The sequence below is a fragment of the Arthrobacter glacialis genome (assembly GCF_002909445.1).
GTDB lineage: Bacteria > Actinomycetota > Actinomycetes > Actinomycetales > Micrococcaceae > Specibacter > Specibacter glacialis.
Map to the genome: position 1 here is coordinate 106,146 of NZ_PPXC01000010.1, position 15,088 is coordinate 121,233.

A 15,088-nucleotide genomic window follows, 5' to 3' on the forward strand; every position below is an offset into this window, starting at 1 on the left:
ATGAGCATACAAACACGTGAGCGCTTCAGTGCCAGGGAAATCCGGCAGTACACCTTCAGGGCCGGGCTGAGCCGCACCCAGGGCGGGCTGATGGAGCTCATCTCCGAGGTGTACACCTCCATTCTGGGCGGCTTGACACTGCTGGCCATGGCCGGGGCGCTCATTGTTGCCCTGCGCCACAGCCTGGGTGTGGGCACCGAATCGGCATTGGCGGTAACAGCCGTTGCGCCGGGCTTCCACTCGGTGGCGCTGCTGCAGGCGAGCGCCACTGTGCTGCTGGCCCTGGCTGCTGCGTTGCTGAGCGTTGAGATGACCATGGGTCCGGTGGCCATGACCTTGCCGCAGACCGCGTGGTGGCTGGGGCTGCCTGTCCGGCGCAGGGGTTTCATCCAGCCAGGCTTTCTAAAATCGCTGCTGTGGCCAACCATTGCCGCCATCTTGGTGGTGGTGCCGTTGGCTCTGGGCATGGCGGACCATCCGGCTGCCGGCAACATCGCCCTGGCGGCACTGTGCGGCGTGGGCCTGGCCTGGCTTCTCCATGGTGTGGCGGGGTGGTGTCAAATCACCAATTCCGGCGCCTGGCTCAAGACCGTCATGGGGGCAGTCACCCTGGTGGCGCCACTGACCTTGGTGGCCACGGCACTGTACAACAATGTGGCCGGTTCCGGTGCGGTGACAGCCACCCAGACTGCCTGGATGGAGTACCTGCCCACCAGCTGGCCGCTCTTGGTGGCCGACGGCGCACGCTGGCCGCTGCTATTGGTGGCTCTTGCGCTGGGGCTGCTGACCCTGGTGTATGTGAACCTTGAGCGCATCACCACAGCGCAGCTCAAGGCCAGTGCGGCCGCCGGCGCCTACGCTGCCAGTTCCCTGCTGTCCATGGATGCCACTGAGCTCTCACGCTCCCTGAGCACGGGCCCTGCCGTGGGCCGCAGCAAGCTGCGACTCCCCATGGTTTTCAAGAAAGGCTCCGCCACCTCACGCAGCGTCAAGACGTTGCTAAGCACCCATGCAACCATGGCCCTGCGCTCCCCCAGCACCCTGCTGCGCGTACTGGTGCTCGCCGCCGTCCCCGCGTCACTGGCTGCCGTTGAGTTTCTGGGCAATGCCATCTTGATAGCCGTGGTGCTTTTCCTGTGCGCCTACTTTGCTGCCACAGCCCTTGGCGCAACCGCTCGTTTTGCCGCGGGCAATCCGGCTGTCGACGCGCTCATGCCCCTGCCGGCGAAGGTGGTGCGCCGGGTGCACTATGTGCTTCCTGCCGTGGCCATGACGATCTGGGCTGCAGTGTGCCTTGGCTTGTTGCTGGCCCTGGGAGTGGGTTCACCGGCCCTGCTCATTTTGGCCATCTTTGCGGGTCCGGGGCTGGGGGCCGCCACCTTGCGGGCCGCCTTCAGGCCTGCACCTGACTGGAACATGCCCGCCGTCGCCTCCCCCACGGGCCCCATCCCCACCGGTGCCATCCGGTCCTTTTTGTCCGGCCCGGACCTGACCCTCATTGTGTTGCTGCCGGTCCTGATCTGCCTGATCTCCGGCGGCGTGCCCGCCGTAGCGTTCCCGGCCCAGCTGACACTCTCCTACCTGGCCTTCTTGTGGGGAACGCACGTGCGCAAACCCAAATCAGCCAAGGATGGCGGATTATTTGGCACACCAGCAGCGACAGCAGCTGCGAAGTAAATCTCCCCCGCGAAACCACAGCGAACGTACAGCAGGTGACAATGTTTGCGCCAAACATTGTCACCTGCTGTACGTTCGCTGTGCGGCTACGGCAGCTACACGCGGGCCGGGACCCGCTCTTCACTGGGAGCTGGCAACGTAACGGACGGGCCGCCGTCGTGCCCGGTGCCGTGGCCGTCTTCATCCAGGGACATCTCATCAAAGGGGTCCCGGCCGGAGAGCACTTCACGGGCCTTGTCCATGTCAATCTCCTTGGTCCACTTGCCGATCAGCAAGGTGGCGACGGCGTTTCCAGTGAAGTTGGTGAGGGCGCGGCACTCGGACATGAACTTGTCGATGCCGACAATCACTCCCATGCCGTCGAGCAGGACCGGCTTGTGGGCGGCTAGGCCGGCGGCAAGTGTGGCCAACCCTGCACCGGTCACACCGGCAGCACCCTTGGAGGCGATGACCATGAAGACCAGCAGGCCGATCTGCTCGCCGAGGTTCATGGGCAGGCCCATGGCGGTGGAGATGAACAGGGCGCTCATGGTCAGGTAGATGGCCGTGCCGTCAAGGTTGAAGGAGTAGCCGGTGGGAACGGTGATGCCAACCACCGGCTTGGACACTCCTGCATGCTCCATCTTGGCCATCAGGCGCGGCAGGGCTGATTCGGAGGAGGATGTGGCGAAGATCAGCAGGTACTCGCGGGCCAGGTAGCGCATCAAGGCGAAGATGTTCAGACCGGTGACGAGACGCAACAGGCTGCCAAGGATGACCACGATGAACAGGGCACAGGTCAGGTAGAACGCGCCCATGAGGATGGCCATGGAGCCAATGGCGGCCCAGCCGGTGGCGCCAACCACGGCGGCAATGGCACCAAAGGCGCCTATCGGGGCAAGCCACATGATCATGGTCATCAGCTTGAACACCACTTTTTGGATGTGCTTGACGGCGTTGAGCACCGGTTCCCCGGACTTTCCGAGGGACTGCACGGCGAAACCGACCATGAGCGCCAGCACCAGGGTGGGCAGCACGGGGATGTCACCCGGGATCATCTCCATCAGGAACTTCACCGTGGAGTTCTCCTCGGCACCGCCGGAAGCTTCGTAAGGCTTCAGGTGCAGGCCGGCGCCGGGGTGGATGATGTTGCCCACCACCAGGCCGATGCCCAGCGCAACGGTGGACATGGTCATGAAGTACAGCAGCGCCAAGCCGCCCACCTTGCCCACTGTTGCGGCCTTGGCAATGGAGCCAACACCAATCACCAGGGTGCAAAAAATGATGGGCGCAATGACCATCTTGATCAGCGAGATGAACATGGTCCCCAACGGCTTGAGGGCCTTGCCGAGTTCGGGGGCCAGCAAGCCGATCGCCGCACCGAAAACCACCGCCGCGATGACTGCGATATACAGCCAATGGGTTTTGTCCATCCTGCGGCGCGTAGCCTTGGTGGCTGTGGCGGTCCCTCGTCCTTGAGAGCTCATGGTGACTCCTTGTGATACTGGTGATTAGCATTGGTGGGTGGGCGTGCGATCCGCCTCACACAAGATTGCCCGGGAACGTGACTTATCTCACCGTTGTGTTCATATTGGTCGCACGAAAGGTGAAACATGTTTTGGCGAGGCTGGAGTATTGCCCGCAGGCTCTTCGTTGCCAACCTGCTCTTTGTGGTGCTCCTGACCGCTGGTCTGGCCATTGTCATGGTGTCCGACGCCGGCTCCCGGACATATGAGCAGACCCGCCAGCGCATGCTCTCGGTCGCCACCGCCATGGCGGATTCGCCGGTTGTGGTCGCGGCCGCGTCGGAACCGAACCCGCAGGCCACCCTGCAGCCCTACGCGAAGGCAGTCATGCGCGATGCCCACGTGGATTTCATCACCATCATGGACCCGCAAGGCATCCGCTGGACCCACCCAAACCCGGAGGAAATCGGCAAACCATACGTCGGTTCCATTGCCCAGGCACAGGCGGGGAACACGTATTTTGAGACCACCGCTGGCACATTGGGCCCGTCGGTACGCGTCATTGTGCCCATCAAGGACGCGGCCGGGACCGTCACCGGCATGGTGGCCGCGGGCGTGACCGTCAACAACGTCCAGGTGCTCGTAGCAGCCCGGATCCCGGCGGTGCTGGGTCTGGCCGCGGCGCTATTATTGGCGGGATCGCTGGCCGCCTGGGCCCTGGGCCGGTACCTTAAACGCGTGACCTTTGGCTGGGGTCCCGAGGAACTGGGGCAGCTTTTTGCCTACTACGAATCGGTGCTGCATTCCGTGCGCGAGGGCCTGATTCTGGTGGACACGCGCGAGACCATGGTCCTCTACAACGACCATGCCGCCCTCTTGCTGGGCATTGACTCACCCGGTTCCGGCACTGCGGGCAATGGCCCATCCAGGCGCACCGCCGGAACCAAGGGCAGTGGCGCATCCAGGGGCACCGCTGCCTCCCCCAGCACCGGGTCAGCTGCCGCGCGGCCCACGTTGGATTCACTGGGGCTGCCCGAGTCGCTGAGGGAACTGTTGGCCAGCGGGCGCACGGCCACCGACGAAGTCCACCTGGCCGGCGACCGTCTGCTGGTGGTCAGCCAGCGTCCGGCCCGGGCACCGGGCAGCAACAGTCCGGCCGGCACCGTGGCAACATTGCGTGATCACACCGAATTGACGGCCCTGGCGGGCAGCCTCAGCAGCACCCAGACACTGGTGGAGGCGCTGCGCTCTCAAACGCACGAACACGCAAACCGCTTGCACGCCATCATTTCCTTGATCGAGCTGGACCGCCCCCGTGAAGCCTTGGCCTTTGCCACGTCCGAACATTTAGAGAATGTGCACCTTGGCGGAAAGTTTGTGGACACCTTCGACGAGCCGTTCCTCGCCGCACTGTTGCTGGGCAAGCGCGCCCAGGCCGATGAACGCGGGGTGACGCTTGCGCTCACAGCTTCCGGGACCTTGCCACCGGACACCTTGGACACCCGCGAACTGGTGACACTGCTGGGCAACTTGGTGGACAACGCCATCGACGCGGCGGCGCAAAGCCCGGATGCATCCGGCACCGCCGCACAGTCAGCTTCTCAACCCCCCACCGTTTGGGTTGACCTTCTGGTGGCCGAGGGCACCCTGACCCTCACCGTGGCGGACAATGGCCCCGGTCTGCCCACCACCGATCTTGACGTGCTCGGGCGCATCGGCACCACTGACAAAGCGTCTGTGGCCCCTGGCGGGCGCGGCTATGGCATTGCCCTCATCCGCCGGGCCACCGCCGCACTGGGAGGCACCATCACGGCCGAGAACGACGGCGGCGCCGTCATGACCGCCGTCGTGCCCCTTGGCCCTCCTTTCGAAACCACGTCTGAAAATCGAGGAAATCAATGACCGGCCCATCCCCCATCCGAGTGCTCGTGGTGGACGATGAGCCCATCGCGCTGGCTGCGCACGCAGATTATGTCCGGCGGCTGGACGGCTTTGAGGTGGTGGCCGCAGCGCACGGCATGGGGGCGGCATTGGCGGTCTTGAATGACCCCGCCACCCCCACCATCCAGCTAATTTTGTTGGACATGAACCTGACCGACGGCCACGGGCTCGACCTGCTGCGGCGCATCCACGGGCTGGGACTGGTCCCAGACGTTGTGGCCATCACGGCGGTGCGGGATGTCCATGTGGTGCGTTCTGCCATCGCCTTGGGCATTACGGCATACCTGATCAAACCCTTTACCTTTGCCGCGTTCAGGGAAAAGTTGGAGAACTACCGCAATTATCACGCTGTCTTGGCGGACAGGACGCAGACGTCGCAGGATGCCGTTGACAGGGCGTTGTCCCAGCTGCGCCCCACCGGGAAGTTGACGCTGCCCAAGGGCATGTTGCCCGAGACGCTCAGCGCCGTGGCGGACTGGCTGCGAACCCGGGAACAGCCAGCATCAGCCACCGAAGCCGCAGCGGGCCTGGCCATGTCACGTGTCACGGCGCGGCGCTACCTGGATCACCTGGTCGAGACCGGATCCGCAAGCAAGGCCCCAAGGCACGGCTCCCCCGGCCGGCCGGAGTTGGAGTACAGCTGGTCCCGCCTCCGTTGAGAGAGGAGTCGCTCGCCGCGCCCTCCCGCGCGGTAAAGGAGTTAGGCGACGGGCACCTGATTTCGGGGAATGGCCCGCACCGCTTAGTATTGCTGAGGCGTGTTTCGCGCCACAATCCATTCGCGCACTACCGTGCGCCCCCCATCCCGTGATCTTGAGGCCCCAATGAAGCTGCTGAAATCGATCCCCCTGCTCGGGTGGATCATCATATCTATCGTCCTGGGCATTCTGACCGGCCCGTTCATCCCCGCGTGGCTCGGCGGGGCATTCCTGACGTACAACTCAATCTTCTCGGGGTTCCTGGGCTTTATCGTGCCACTGATCATCGTGGGGCTCGTTACGCCCGCAATCGCTGAGCTCGGCAAAGGCGCCGGGAAGTGGCTCGGGATCACTGCCATGATCGCTTACGGATCCACGATCCTGGCGGGGCTGCTCGCTTACTTCGTGAGCCGCTGGGTCTTCACCTCAACCTTGGCCGGCGGCGGCCTCGACGCCCTTGGCGATGAATCCGGATCAGGTTTCACACCGTACCTGACGGTCGTGGGTGCCGCCGGCGACTCGGCGACCGAGATTGTCCTTGAGCCAGTGATTGGCGTCATGAGCGCACTCGTGCTCGCGTTCGTGATCGGCATCGGCGTTACCTCATTCCACAGCAAGGTGCTCTTTCGCGGAGCCATCGAGTTCCGCACGATCATCGAGTCCGTGATCCGGCGCATCATCGTGCCCGCGCTGCCACTGTTCATCTTCGGCATCTTCATGGACCTCTCAGCGAGCGGCTCCGCCATGACTGTCGTGACGAAGTTCCTGCTCGTGGCCCTCGTCTCCTTTGCATTGACCTTTGTCGTCTTGCTCCTGCAGTACTCGATCGCGGGCATGATGGCTGGAATCAACCCGCTCAAGGCGCTGTGGAACATGCGTGATGCCTACTTCACGGCGCTTGGCACGTCATCCTCGGCCGCAACGATTCCAGTAACCCTCGCGTCAACCAAGAAGAACGGTGTCTCCGATTCTGTTGCGGGCTTTGTCATCCCACTGTGCGCCACGATTCACTTGTCAGGTTCAATGGTAAAGATCACCTGCTTCTCGATCGCGGTGCTGCTGCTCACCGGCGGTGACGTCACGTTCGGCGCGTACTTCCCGTTCATCTTGATGCTTGGCGTCATGATGATCGCCGCCCCGGGCGTTCCCGGCGGCGCGATCGCCGCAGCCGCCGGCCTGCTCGCCCAGATGCTCGGCTTCGGCGAGGTCGAGGTGGGGCTCATGTTCGCGGCCTACATCGCGCTCGACAGCTTCGGTACGGCAACGAACGTGACCGGCGATGGTGCCATCGCCTTGATCATGAACAAGCTCACCCGCGGCAAGCTCGGCACACAGGCGCAGGATCCGGCAGACGAAACAGTGGAAGCCGGAGAGGGTAGCGAGACAGCGTCGCATACTTTGGCCCAGTAACTCTTCAACCGTGCCCGCGCAGCTCACCAACGGCTGCGCTAAGAACGCACCGAAGCTCCAGACGTTGCCGCTACGGATCGGCAACGTCTGGAGCTTCGTGGTTAACAACACCGCCTGAACCCGGCCGCTCATGACCGCCCTGCCCTGGCTCAGGGCTCTAGCTCGGGCGCAGGACCGGGACGAGCGCATCAATGACGGCGGGGTCCTCGATGGTGGACGGGACCGCATAGTCGTCGCCGTCGGCAATTTGGCGCATGGTCTTGCGCAGGATCTTTCCGGAACGGGTCTTCGGCAGGGCATCCACCACTACCGCCATTTTGAAGTCGGCCACGGGCCCAATCTCGCGCCGCACCAGTGCTACCAGCTCCTTTTGCAGCTCCTCCGGTGCCAGCGTAACGCCGGACTTAACGACCACGAAACCCACGGCCTTTTGACCCTTGAGCGGGTCGGCAATACCAATGACGGCACATTCGGCCACGGCCGGGTGCGTGCCGATGACCTGCTCGATGGCGCCGGTGGAGAGCCTGTGGCCGGCCACATTGATGACATCGTCGGTGCGACCCATGACAAACACGTAACCGTCCTCGTCCTGGTAGCCGGAATCGCCCGTGACGTAAAAGCCCTCAAAGGCGCTCAGATAGGAATCGATAAAGCGCTGATCGTCATTCCACAGCGTGGGCAGCGTGCCCGGAGGCAGCGGCAGGCCAAGCACAATGTTGCCCTCCTCCCCCGTGGCTACGTCGACGCCCATGCCGTCCACAATCCGCAGGTCAAAGCCGGGCATCGGCACCGTGGGCGAGCCCGCCTTCAGTGGCAGGGGCTCCAGCCCGCGTGGATTGCCCACAATGACCCAGCCGGTTTCGGTCTGCCACCAGTGGTCAACGACCGGCACTCCGAGTACCTTGCCGGCCCAATGATAGGTACCGGTGTCCAAGCGCTCGCCCGCGGTGAACAGCGTTTGGAGGCTGCCGACGTCGTACTTCTCCAACAGTGCAGCCTCCGGATCCATCTTGCGGATGGCCCGCAGCGCGGTGGGCGCCGTGAACAGCGCCTTGACCTTGTGCTGCTCAATGACACGCCAAAACGCACCGGCGTCGGGGGTGCCCACGGGCTTGCCCTCATACATCACGGTCGTGGCCCCGGCCAGCAGCGGCCCGTACACAATGTAGGAATGCCCCACCACCCAGCCAACATCGGAGGCCGTCCACCAGACATCGCCCGGTCCAATATCGTAGTGGTTGGCCATGGTCCATAGAAGTGCGACGGCGTGACCCCCATTATCGCGAACCACACCCTTGGGAGCCCCGGTGGTTCCGGAGGTGTAGAGCACGTAGAGCGGGTCGGTCGCCTTCACCGGCACGGGCGCGGCGGGTTCGGTGGCTGCGAGCGCAGTGTCCCAATCCATGGCATTCAGACCGAGGGCGGAAGGATCGGTTGCAAAGCCATCACGGTGCTTGATGATCACCGGCAGCTGGGGGACCCCGGCTTTGGCCAGTGCTTCGTGGACGGTGGGCAGGTACTCGACGAGTCGGTTGGGCTCCAACCCTCCTGAGGTGGTGACAACAACTGTGGGCCCGGCATCTTGGATGCGCACGGCCAGCTCACTGGCGGCGAACCCGCCAAACACCACCGAGTGGATCGCTCCGAGGCGTGCGGTGGCCAGCATGGCAATGGCGGCCTCGGGAATCATGGGCAGGTAGATCAGTACCCTGTCGCCCTTGCCTACCCCTTGTTCCCGGAGCACACCGGCAAAGCGAGCCACCAGGTCGGTAAGCTCGGCGAAGGTGTAGACACGCTGCGTATCCTGCATGGCTGAATCGTGAATCAGGGCCGGCTGCTCCCCGCGCCCCGCCTCAACATGCCTGTCCAGGGCGTTGTAGCAAGTATTGAGTTCACCGTCGGCAAACCAACGACCGCGCGGCGCTTGTTCCTTGTTGTGTCCTTGAGTAGGCGCCACCACCCAATCAACGGCCTGCGCCGCCTGGAGCCAGAACCCGTCAGGATTGCTCATACTGCGCTGGTATTCATCCCGGTAGCTTAAGGCGTCCAATGCCATGGTGGTTCTCCATCCACGTTGATGTGATGTGAGCCATGCTACAGTCGCGGTTCAGCCCATGACAAGAACCAATGTATACACAGAATGAATTTATGCTGGATATTTTGCAAATATTGCCTAAATGGACTGTTCTTTGTATACACTGAGCGGGTATTGTGTTCTGTACTGCACATCCACCACGCCCGGTCCGGATGTCTGACTCACCGAGGAGGGTCCATGCGAGCCAGCGAACGTGCCTATGTCACCTTGCGCGCTGACATCATCAACTGGCACCTCACTCCGGGAACCGTCCTGGGAGAGGTTGAACTCTCCGAACGCTTGGGAGTATCCCGCACCCCCATCCGCGAAGCACTGGCCAAGCTCACCGCTGAGGGGCTGACCGAACCGCAAAGCGGTCGTGGCATGGTGGTGAGCGAAATTTCCCTTGACCACCTGGATGAACTCTTCGAGCTCCGCTCCGCCCTTGAATGCAGGGCAGCAGAATTGGCCGCCCAGCGTTGCGATCCGGAGATCTTCTTGGCCCTGCACCACCAACTCACCAACGCCGGTGAGCTCATTACGGCCCAGGACCCCGCCCGCACTGACTATTACCAGCTGGCCGGCGAGCTCGACATCGCGGTGGATGCCGCCGTCGGCAATCACTACCTGACCCAGGCGCTGAAGAACCTGCGCGTCCATCTTGTCCGTGTGCGGCGTCTGGGCAAGGACAACCCCACCCGGCTCCGTGATGCAGCCCGCGAACATGCGGCGATTGCTCTGGCCATTGCCCACGGCAAGCCCGCCGTGGCCAGCGCGGCTACCACTGTCCACCTGGACAACAGCCTGCGCCACCTACTGAGCACCACACACTAAATTTTCACAGCACCCTTAGACAAGGAACACCATGACCATTGAGCACAACGTCCGCGTTTACAAGAGCGAAGAGAACCTGGCCCGGCAGGACCAGCTGGCACACAAGATCGCCACCGTGGCCGCCGATCCCGTGGCCGTCACGGCCGAGGTCACCGAGATGATCATCAACCGTGTCATTGACAACGCGTCCGTGGCGATCGCCTCGCTGAACCGTGGCCCCATTGTTGCCGCCCGCGCCCAGGCACTGACCCACGCCCCTTCCACCGGCGGCTCCGGCGCCTCCGTCTTCGGCATCACCGAAAAAGTCTCCCCCGAGTGGGCGGCCTGGGCCAACGGCGTGGCCGTGCGTGAACTCGACTACCATGACACCTTCCTGGCCGCCGAGTACTCCCACCCCGGCGATAACATCCCGCCGATCCTGGCCGTCGCCCAGCACACCGGAGCCTCAGGCGCTGACCTGATCCGCGGCATTGCCACCGGCTACGAGATCCAGGTGGACCTGGTGAAGGCCATCTGCTTGCACAAGCACAAGATTGACCATGTGGCCCACCTGGGCCCGTCGGCCGCCGCCGGCATTGGCACCTTGTTGAACCTTGAGGTGGAAACCATCTTCCAGGCCGTGGGCCAGGGCCTGCACACCACCACGGCCACCCGCCAGTCACGCAAGGGCGAGATCTCCACGTGGAAGGCACACGCCCCCGCCTTCGCCGGCAAGATGGCCGTTGAAGCTGCCGACCGTGCCATGCGCGGACAGACCTCACCGGTGCCGATCTACGAGGGCGAAGACGGCGTCATCGCCTGGATGCTCGACGGCGCCGACGCCCAGTACACCGTCCCCCTGCCGGCCGCCGGAGAAGCCAAGCGCGCCATCATGGACACGTATACAAAGGAACACTCCGCCGAGTACCAGGCCCAGGCCTGGATCGACTTGGCCCGCAAGCTCCACGGCGAGCACCCCGAGGCCACAGACCCGGCCAATGTCGCAAGCGTGCTGATCAAGACCAGCCACCACACCCACTACGTGATCGGCTCCGGCGCCAACGATCCGCAGAAATACGATCCCACCGCGTCACGGGAAACCCTTGACCACTCCATCCCGTACATCTTCACGGTGGCCTTGCAGGACGGCGCGTGGCACCACGTGGACTCCTACTCCCCCGAGCGCGCTGGCCGCCCCGACACCGTGGAGCTATGGCACAAGGTCACCACGGAAGAGGACGCCGAATGGACGCGCCGCTACCACTCTCTGGACATTGCCGAGAAGGCCTTCGGCGGCACTGTGGAGATCACGCTCAATGACGGCACGCTCATCACGGACTCCATCGCCGTCGCTGACGCCCACCCGCTCGGCGCCCGGCCCTTTGCCCGCGAGCAGTACATCAACAAGTTCCGCACCCTGGCCGCTGGCCTGGTGGAGGAAGCCGAGATCAACCGCTTCATCGCGGCAGCAGAGAACCTTCCCCACCTGGCCGCCGGGGAACTGGGCCAGCTCAACATCACCGCAGCTCCCGGCGTCGTGGATCTCGCCAAGGGACCGAAGGGGTTGTTCTAACATGCTGTATTCCAAGAAAACTCCTGAGCAGAAGCGCCGTGACCTGCGCGCCATGCTGGTTCCGGGCGCTGCTGTCCAGTTCCCGGGCGCGTTCAACCCGCTCTCGGCGCGCCTCATTGAGGAAAAGAAGTTCGACGGCGTGTACATCTCCGGCGCTGTCCTCGCCAACGATTTGGGGTTGCCGGACATTGGCATGACCACGCTGACCGAGGTGGCCGCCCGCGGTGGTCAGATTGCGCGCATGACGGACTTGCCGTGCCTGATCGACGCCGACACCGGTTTTGGCGAGCCCATGAATGTGGCCCGCACCATCCAGGAGCTGGAAAATGCCGGGCTGGCCGGTTGCCACATTGAGGACCAGTTCAACCCCAAGCGTTGCGGCCACCTCGACGGCAAGAACATGGTGGATTTGGATACGGCGATCAAGCGTATCGCCGCCGCCGCCGATGCCCGCAGGGATGAAAACTTCCTGATCATGGCCCGCACCGACATCCGCGCCGTGGAAGGCCTGGATGCTGCCATTGACCGTGCCAAGGCTCTCGTTGACGCCGGAGCGGATGCCATCTTCCCCGAAGCCATGAAAAGCGTGGCCGAATTTGAGGCCGTGTGCAAGGCGGTCAACGTGCCGGTGTTGGCGAACATGACCGAGTTTGGCAAGAGCGAACTGTTCACCCGGGATGCGCTGGCCGCGGCCGGCGTGGCCATGATCATCTACCCGGTCACGCTGCTGCGCAGTGCCATGGGTGCGGCCGAGCGCGTTTTGGACGCGATATCCGCCGACGGCACCCAGAAGGCTGCGGTGCCGGAGATGTTGACCCGGGCCCGGCTCTATGAATTAGTTGACTATGAGGCGTATAACCAGTTTGATACGTCCATCTTTAATTTTCAGGTCCCCGGCCTGGATACCGACAGCAACAGCGCAAACCTTTAGGCATCAGTTCATTTTCAAGAAGGAGTACCAACTGTGAGTGACGAAGACGTTCGTAAGGGTCTTGCTGGCATTGTGGCCGACTACACCGCTGTTTCCAAGGTGAACCCGGACTCCAACTCGCTGCTGTACCGCGGCTATCCGGTGCAGGAATTGGCGGCCAGCAAGTCCTTTGAGGAAGTGGCACTGCTGCTGTGGACCGGGGAACTGCCCACCGATGAAGAGTTGGCCGCGTTCGAGTCCTTTGAACGCGCCAACCGTGCGCTTGATGTTAATGTTCGCGCGGCGATTGACCTGCTGCCGCTGGACTGCCACCCCATGGATGTTGCCCGCACGGCCGTCTCCGTTTTGGGTGCCAACCACCCGTTGGCCGAGGACTCCTCCCCGGAGGCCGAGGTTGAGAAGGCTAAGTCGCTTTTTGCCCAGTTCCCGGCCGTCGTTGCCTACGACCAGCGCCGCCGTCGTTCCTTATCCATGGTGGAACCCCGCGCTGACTTGGACTACTCGCAGAATTTCCTGTGGATGAGCTTCGGCGAGGAAGCGGCCCCGGAGGTGGTGGATGCCTTCCGGGTGTCGATGGTGCTCTACGCCGAGCACTCCTTCAACGCCTCGACGTTTACTGCACGCGTCATCACCTCGACGCTCTCGGACCTGCACTCGGCCGTGACAGGTGCCATCGGCGCGCTGAAGGGCCCGCTGCACGGCGGCGCCAACGAGGCCGTCATGCACACCTTTGACGAGATCGGCATCCGCAAGGAGGAGTCTCGCGAGGAGGCCGCCGCCCGTGCCAAGGCGTGGATGGAGGACGCCCTGGCCGCGAAGAAGAAGGTCATGGGCTTCGGCCACCGCGTCTACAAGCACGGCGATTCCCGCGTGCCCACCATGAAGGGGGCGCTGGATAAGATGATCGCGCACTTCGACCGACCCGAGATGCTGGGCCTGTACGACGGGCTGGAACAGGCCATGGACGAGGCCAAGGCCATCAAGCCCAACCTCGACTACCCGGCGGGGCCCACGTATCATTTGATGGGCTTTGACACGGACATGTTCACACCCATTTTCATTGCCTCCCGCATCACCGGCTGGACAGCCCACATCATGGAACAGCGGGCAAGCAACGCACTGATCCGCCCCCTGAGCGCCTACAACGGCGTGCCGGAGCGCCACCTGGCCTAACTCTTCCTGAGCCTGTGCCCACGGGCGGGAGGTCACCTTTCCATGAGGGGTGGCCTCCCGTCGTCGTCCACCGCCCACTCCCGGGACACGTGGTAACAACTGTGTCGCCAACCACCCGTTGCGGGTAGTCTGAGGAAAAGTACGGCAGCTTCCGATCAGTTCAAAGGAGCATCGTGGAAAAATCATCACTGACGGCACTGGCCCGGGAACTTTTGGGAGGCGCCAAGACCAAGAACAGCGGCCGTAGTTCCAGAACGGTGTACGGCGGGCACGAACGGGTCTTGCGCCAAACGGTGGTTGCCCTCACAGCCGGATCCAGGCTGGACGAGCACGACAATCCCGGAGAGGCCACGATTCAGGTGCTCAGCGGGCGCATAGCCCTGGTTTCCGGCGGCGTCACATGGGAAGGCTCGCCGGGAGACCATTTGGTGGTGCCCATGGCACGCCACAGCGTGGACGCCTTGGAAGATTCAACGTTCCTGTTGACCGTGGCCAAACCGTAGCTGGCCAACGTGCATTTGTGCGCCTGGTGGTCTTGTCTGCGCTTTAGCGGCTTGCAGGCGGTTGGTGAACCGCCCACAAGCCGCTAAAGCGCATAAATGCCAAGTGGCCCGGCAGCAAACTAGCTGCCCATGCCCCGACTGTCTGCCGGGACGGCACCCAGTGGCGGTGTGTGGATGCTCGATGCAACAGTTTCATTGTCGTCATTGAGGACTACGCGCCAGTGGCCACGCTCCCCCGACAGGAACGCCGGGAGCCAGTGGCTGGCATCTGCCCACATGTGCGCATGGGGCAAATCCCCCACCGGGTGCCATTGTGGCGCAATTTCATCGCTTTCAACGGCGTCGCCGGCGAACGTCCGGCACAAGAACACTGTGGTGAACATGTCCCATTCGGGCTTGGCCGGGAACACGAAGGCCACGGTGCCCGCAGGAATCAGGTCCATCGCCCCAATGACGAGGCTAGTTTCCTCGGCAACTTCACGGCAAATCGCCGCAACAATGCTCTCCCCCGGCTCTACATGGCCGCCAATCCCCACAACTTTTCCCGCGCCGAAGCCAGTCTTTTTCAGCCCCAGCAGCACCTGCTCCCGGCCCTCATGGGTACGGAGCATGAAACACAGAGTTACAGGGGCGGAAGTCATGACTCCAGCCTAGGCCACCGGCAAACCTTCCAGCACTAGCAAGGAATTTGACACATTTTCACCACAAGGTCCCACATCACAAGTGTGTGACGCGTGTCAAATAACAAATATAGATTTTGCATAGCGAAACTTATGCGGAATGTGCTTCGTCCCACTCCTCGGGCCCTCCTAATGTCATCTCATGCCCGCTGCGATTTCTGCCAGCGCCC

Annotated in this window: 12 protein-coding genes; 9 read left to right on the top strand and 3 right to left on the bottom strand. The window is 63.2% G+C overall.

Annotated elements, in window-relative coordinates; genetic code table 11:
* Positions 1–1,677: a DUF6297 family protein gene (locus CVS27_RS13595; protein ID WP_103466290.1), complete on the top strand. Its 1,677-nt coding sequence runs from the start codon at positions 1–3 to the stop codon at positions 1,675–1,677.
* Between the two features lie 95 nt (positions 1,678–1,772).
* Here CVS27_RS13595 and CVS27_RS13600 read toward each other — a convergent pair whose 3' ends face one another.
* Complete coding sequence (locus CVS27_RS13600) at positions 1,773–3,143, bottom strand: cation:dicarboxylate symporter family transporter (RefSeq protein WP_103466291.1); 1,371 nt, start codon at positions 3,141–3,143, stop codon at positions 1,773–1,775.
* A gap of 126 nt (positions 3,144–3,269) precedes the next feature.
* Between CVS27_RS13600 and CVS27_RS13605 the strand changes: the two genes are divergently transcribed.
* The 3 genes from CVS27_RS13605 to CVS27_RS13615 all read left to right on the top strand — a co-directional run bounded on the left by CVS27_RS13605 (position 3,270) and on the right by CVS27_RS13615 (position 7,171).
* Positions 3,270–5,024 (top strand): sensor histidine kinase, encoded by a 1,755-nt coding sequence (locus tag CVS27_RS13605; RefSeq protein WP_103466292.1) that lies wholly within the window; start codon positions 3,270–3,272, stop codon positions 5,022–5,024.
* Positions 5,021–5,722, top strand: a complete 702-nt coding sequence (locus CVS27_RS13610) for a response regulator (RefSeq protein ID WP_103466293.1) — start codon at positions 5,021–5,023, stop codon at positions 5,720–5,722. Before CVS27_RS13605 ends, CVS27_RS13610 begins: the two co-directional genes overlap by 4 nt.
* Positions 5,723–5,887: 165 nt before the next feature.
* Complete coding sequence (locus tag CVS27_RS13615) at positions 5,888–7,171, top strand: dicarboxylate/amino acid:cation symporter (RefSeq protein WP_103466294.1); 1,284 nt, start codon at positions 5,888–5,890, stop codon at positions 7,169–7,171.
* A gap of 157 nt (positions 7,172–7,328) precedes the next feature.
* On the opposite strand, the gene CVS27_RS13620 is transcribed toward CVS27_RS13615, so the two are convergent.
* Complete coding sequence (locus CVS27_RS13620; protein WP_103466295.1) at positions 7,329–9,227, bottom strand: AMP-binding protein; 1,899 nt, start codon at positions 9,225–9,227, stop codon at positions 7,329–7,331.
* 216 nt (positions 9,228–9,443) lie between these two features.
* Here CVS27_RS13620 and CVS27_RS13625 point away from each other — a divergent pair, with 216 nt between their 5' ends.
* The 5 genes from CVS27_RS13625 to CVS27_RS13645 all read left to right on the top strand — a co-directional run bounded on the left by CVS27_RS13625 (position 9,444) and on the right by CVS27_RS13645 (position 14,238).
* Positions 9,444–10,079, top strand: a complete 636-nt coding sequence (locus tag CVS27_RS13625) for a GntR family transcriptional regulator (protein ID WP_103466296.1) — start codon at positions 9,444–9,446, stop codon at positions 10,077–10,079.
* A 31-nt stretch (positions 10,080–10,110) separates the two neighbouring features.
* Positions 10,111–11,631 (top strand): MmgE/PrpD family protein, encoded by a 1,521-nt coding sequence (locus tag CVS27_RS13630; protein WP_103466297.1) that lies wholly within the window; start codon positions 10,111–10,113, stop codon positions 11,629–11,631.
* Between the two features lies 1 nt (position 11,632).
* Positions 11,633–12,562 (top strand): methylisocitrate lyase, encoded by a 930-nt coding sequence (gene prpB / locus CVS27_RS13635; protein WP_103466298.1) that lies wholly within the window; start codon positions 11,633–11,635, stop codon positions 12,560–12,562.
* Between the two features lie 33 nt (positions 12,563–12,595).
* A complete protein-coding gene (locus tag CVS27_RS13640; protein ID WP_103466299.1) occupies positions 12,596–13,735 on the top strand; it encodes a bifunctional 2-methylcitrate synthase/citrate synthase in 1,140 nt (379 codons plus the stop codon).
* Between the two features lie 173 nt (positions 13,736–13,908).
* Positions 13,909–14,238 (top strand): cupin domain-containing protein, encoded by a 330-nt coding sequence (locus tag CVS27_RS13645; RefSeq protein ID WP_103466300.1) that lies wholly within the window; start codon positions 13,909–13,911, stop codon positions 14,236–14,238.
* 119 nt (positions 14,239–14,357) lie between these two features.
* On the opposite strand, the gene CVS27_RS13650 is transcribed toward CVS27_RS13645, so the two are convergent.
* The gene (locus tag CVS27_RS13650) at positions 14,358–14,879 is read right to left on the bottom strand and encodes an 8-oxo-dGTP diphosphatase (protein ID WP_103466301.1); all 522 of its coding nucleotides are present in this window, start codon (positions 14,877–14,879) and stop codon (positions 14,358–14,360) included.
* Between the last annotated feature and the right edge of the window lie 209 nt (positions 14,880–15,088).

Excerpts from the sequence above, each read along its gene's own strand:
- CVS27_RS13595 (WP_103466290.1), top strand. The coding sequence starts at position 1 with ATGAGCATACAAACACGTGAGCGCTTCAGTGCCAGGGAAATCCGGCAG.
- CVS27_RS13600 (WP_103466291.1), bottom strand. The coding sequence starts at position 3,143 with ATGAGCTCTCAAGGACGAGGGACCGCCACAGCCACCAAGGCTACGCGC.
- CVS27_RS13605 (WP_103466292.1), top strand. The coding sequence starts at position 3,270 with ATGTTTTGGCGAGGCTGGAGTATTGCCCGCAGGCTCTTCGTTGCCAAC.
- CVS27_RS13610 (WP_103466293.1), top strand. The coding sequence starts at position 5,021 with ATGACCGGCCCATCCCCCATCCGAGTGCTCGTGGTGGACGATGAGCCC.
- CVS27_RS13615 (WP_103466294.1), top strand. The coding sequence starts at position 5,888 with ATGAAGCTGCTGAAATCGATCCCCCTGCTCGGGTGGATCATCATATCT.
- CVS27_RS13620 (WP_103466295.1), bottom strand. The coding sequence starts at position 9,227 with ATGGCATTGGACGCCTTAAGCTACCGGGATGAATACCAGCGCAGTATG.
- CVS27_RS13625 (WP_103466296.1), top strand. The coding sequence starts at position 9,444 with ATGCGAGCCAGCGAACGTGCCTATGTCACCTTGCGCGCTGACATCATC.
- CVS27_RS13630 (WP_103466297.1), top strand. The coding sequence starts at position 10,111 with ATGACCATTGAGCACAACGTCCGCGTTTACAAGAGCGAAGAGAACCTG.
- prpB (WP_103466298.1), top strand. The coding sequence starts at position 11,633 with ATGCTGTATTCCAAGAAAACTCCTGAGCAGAAGCGCCGTGACCTGCGC.
- CVS27_RS13650 (WP_103466301.1), bottom strand. The coding sequence starts at position 14,879 with ATGACTTCCGCCCCTGTAACTCTGTGTTTCATGCTCCGTACCCATGAG.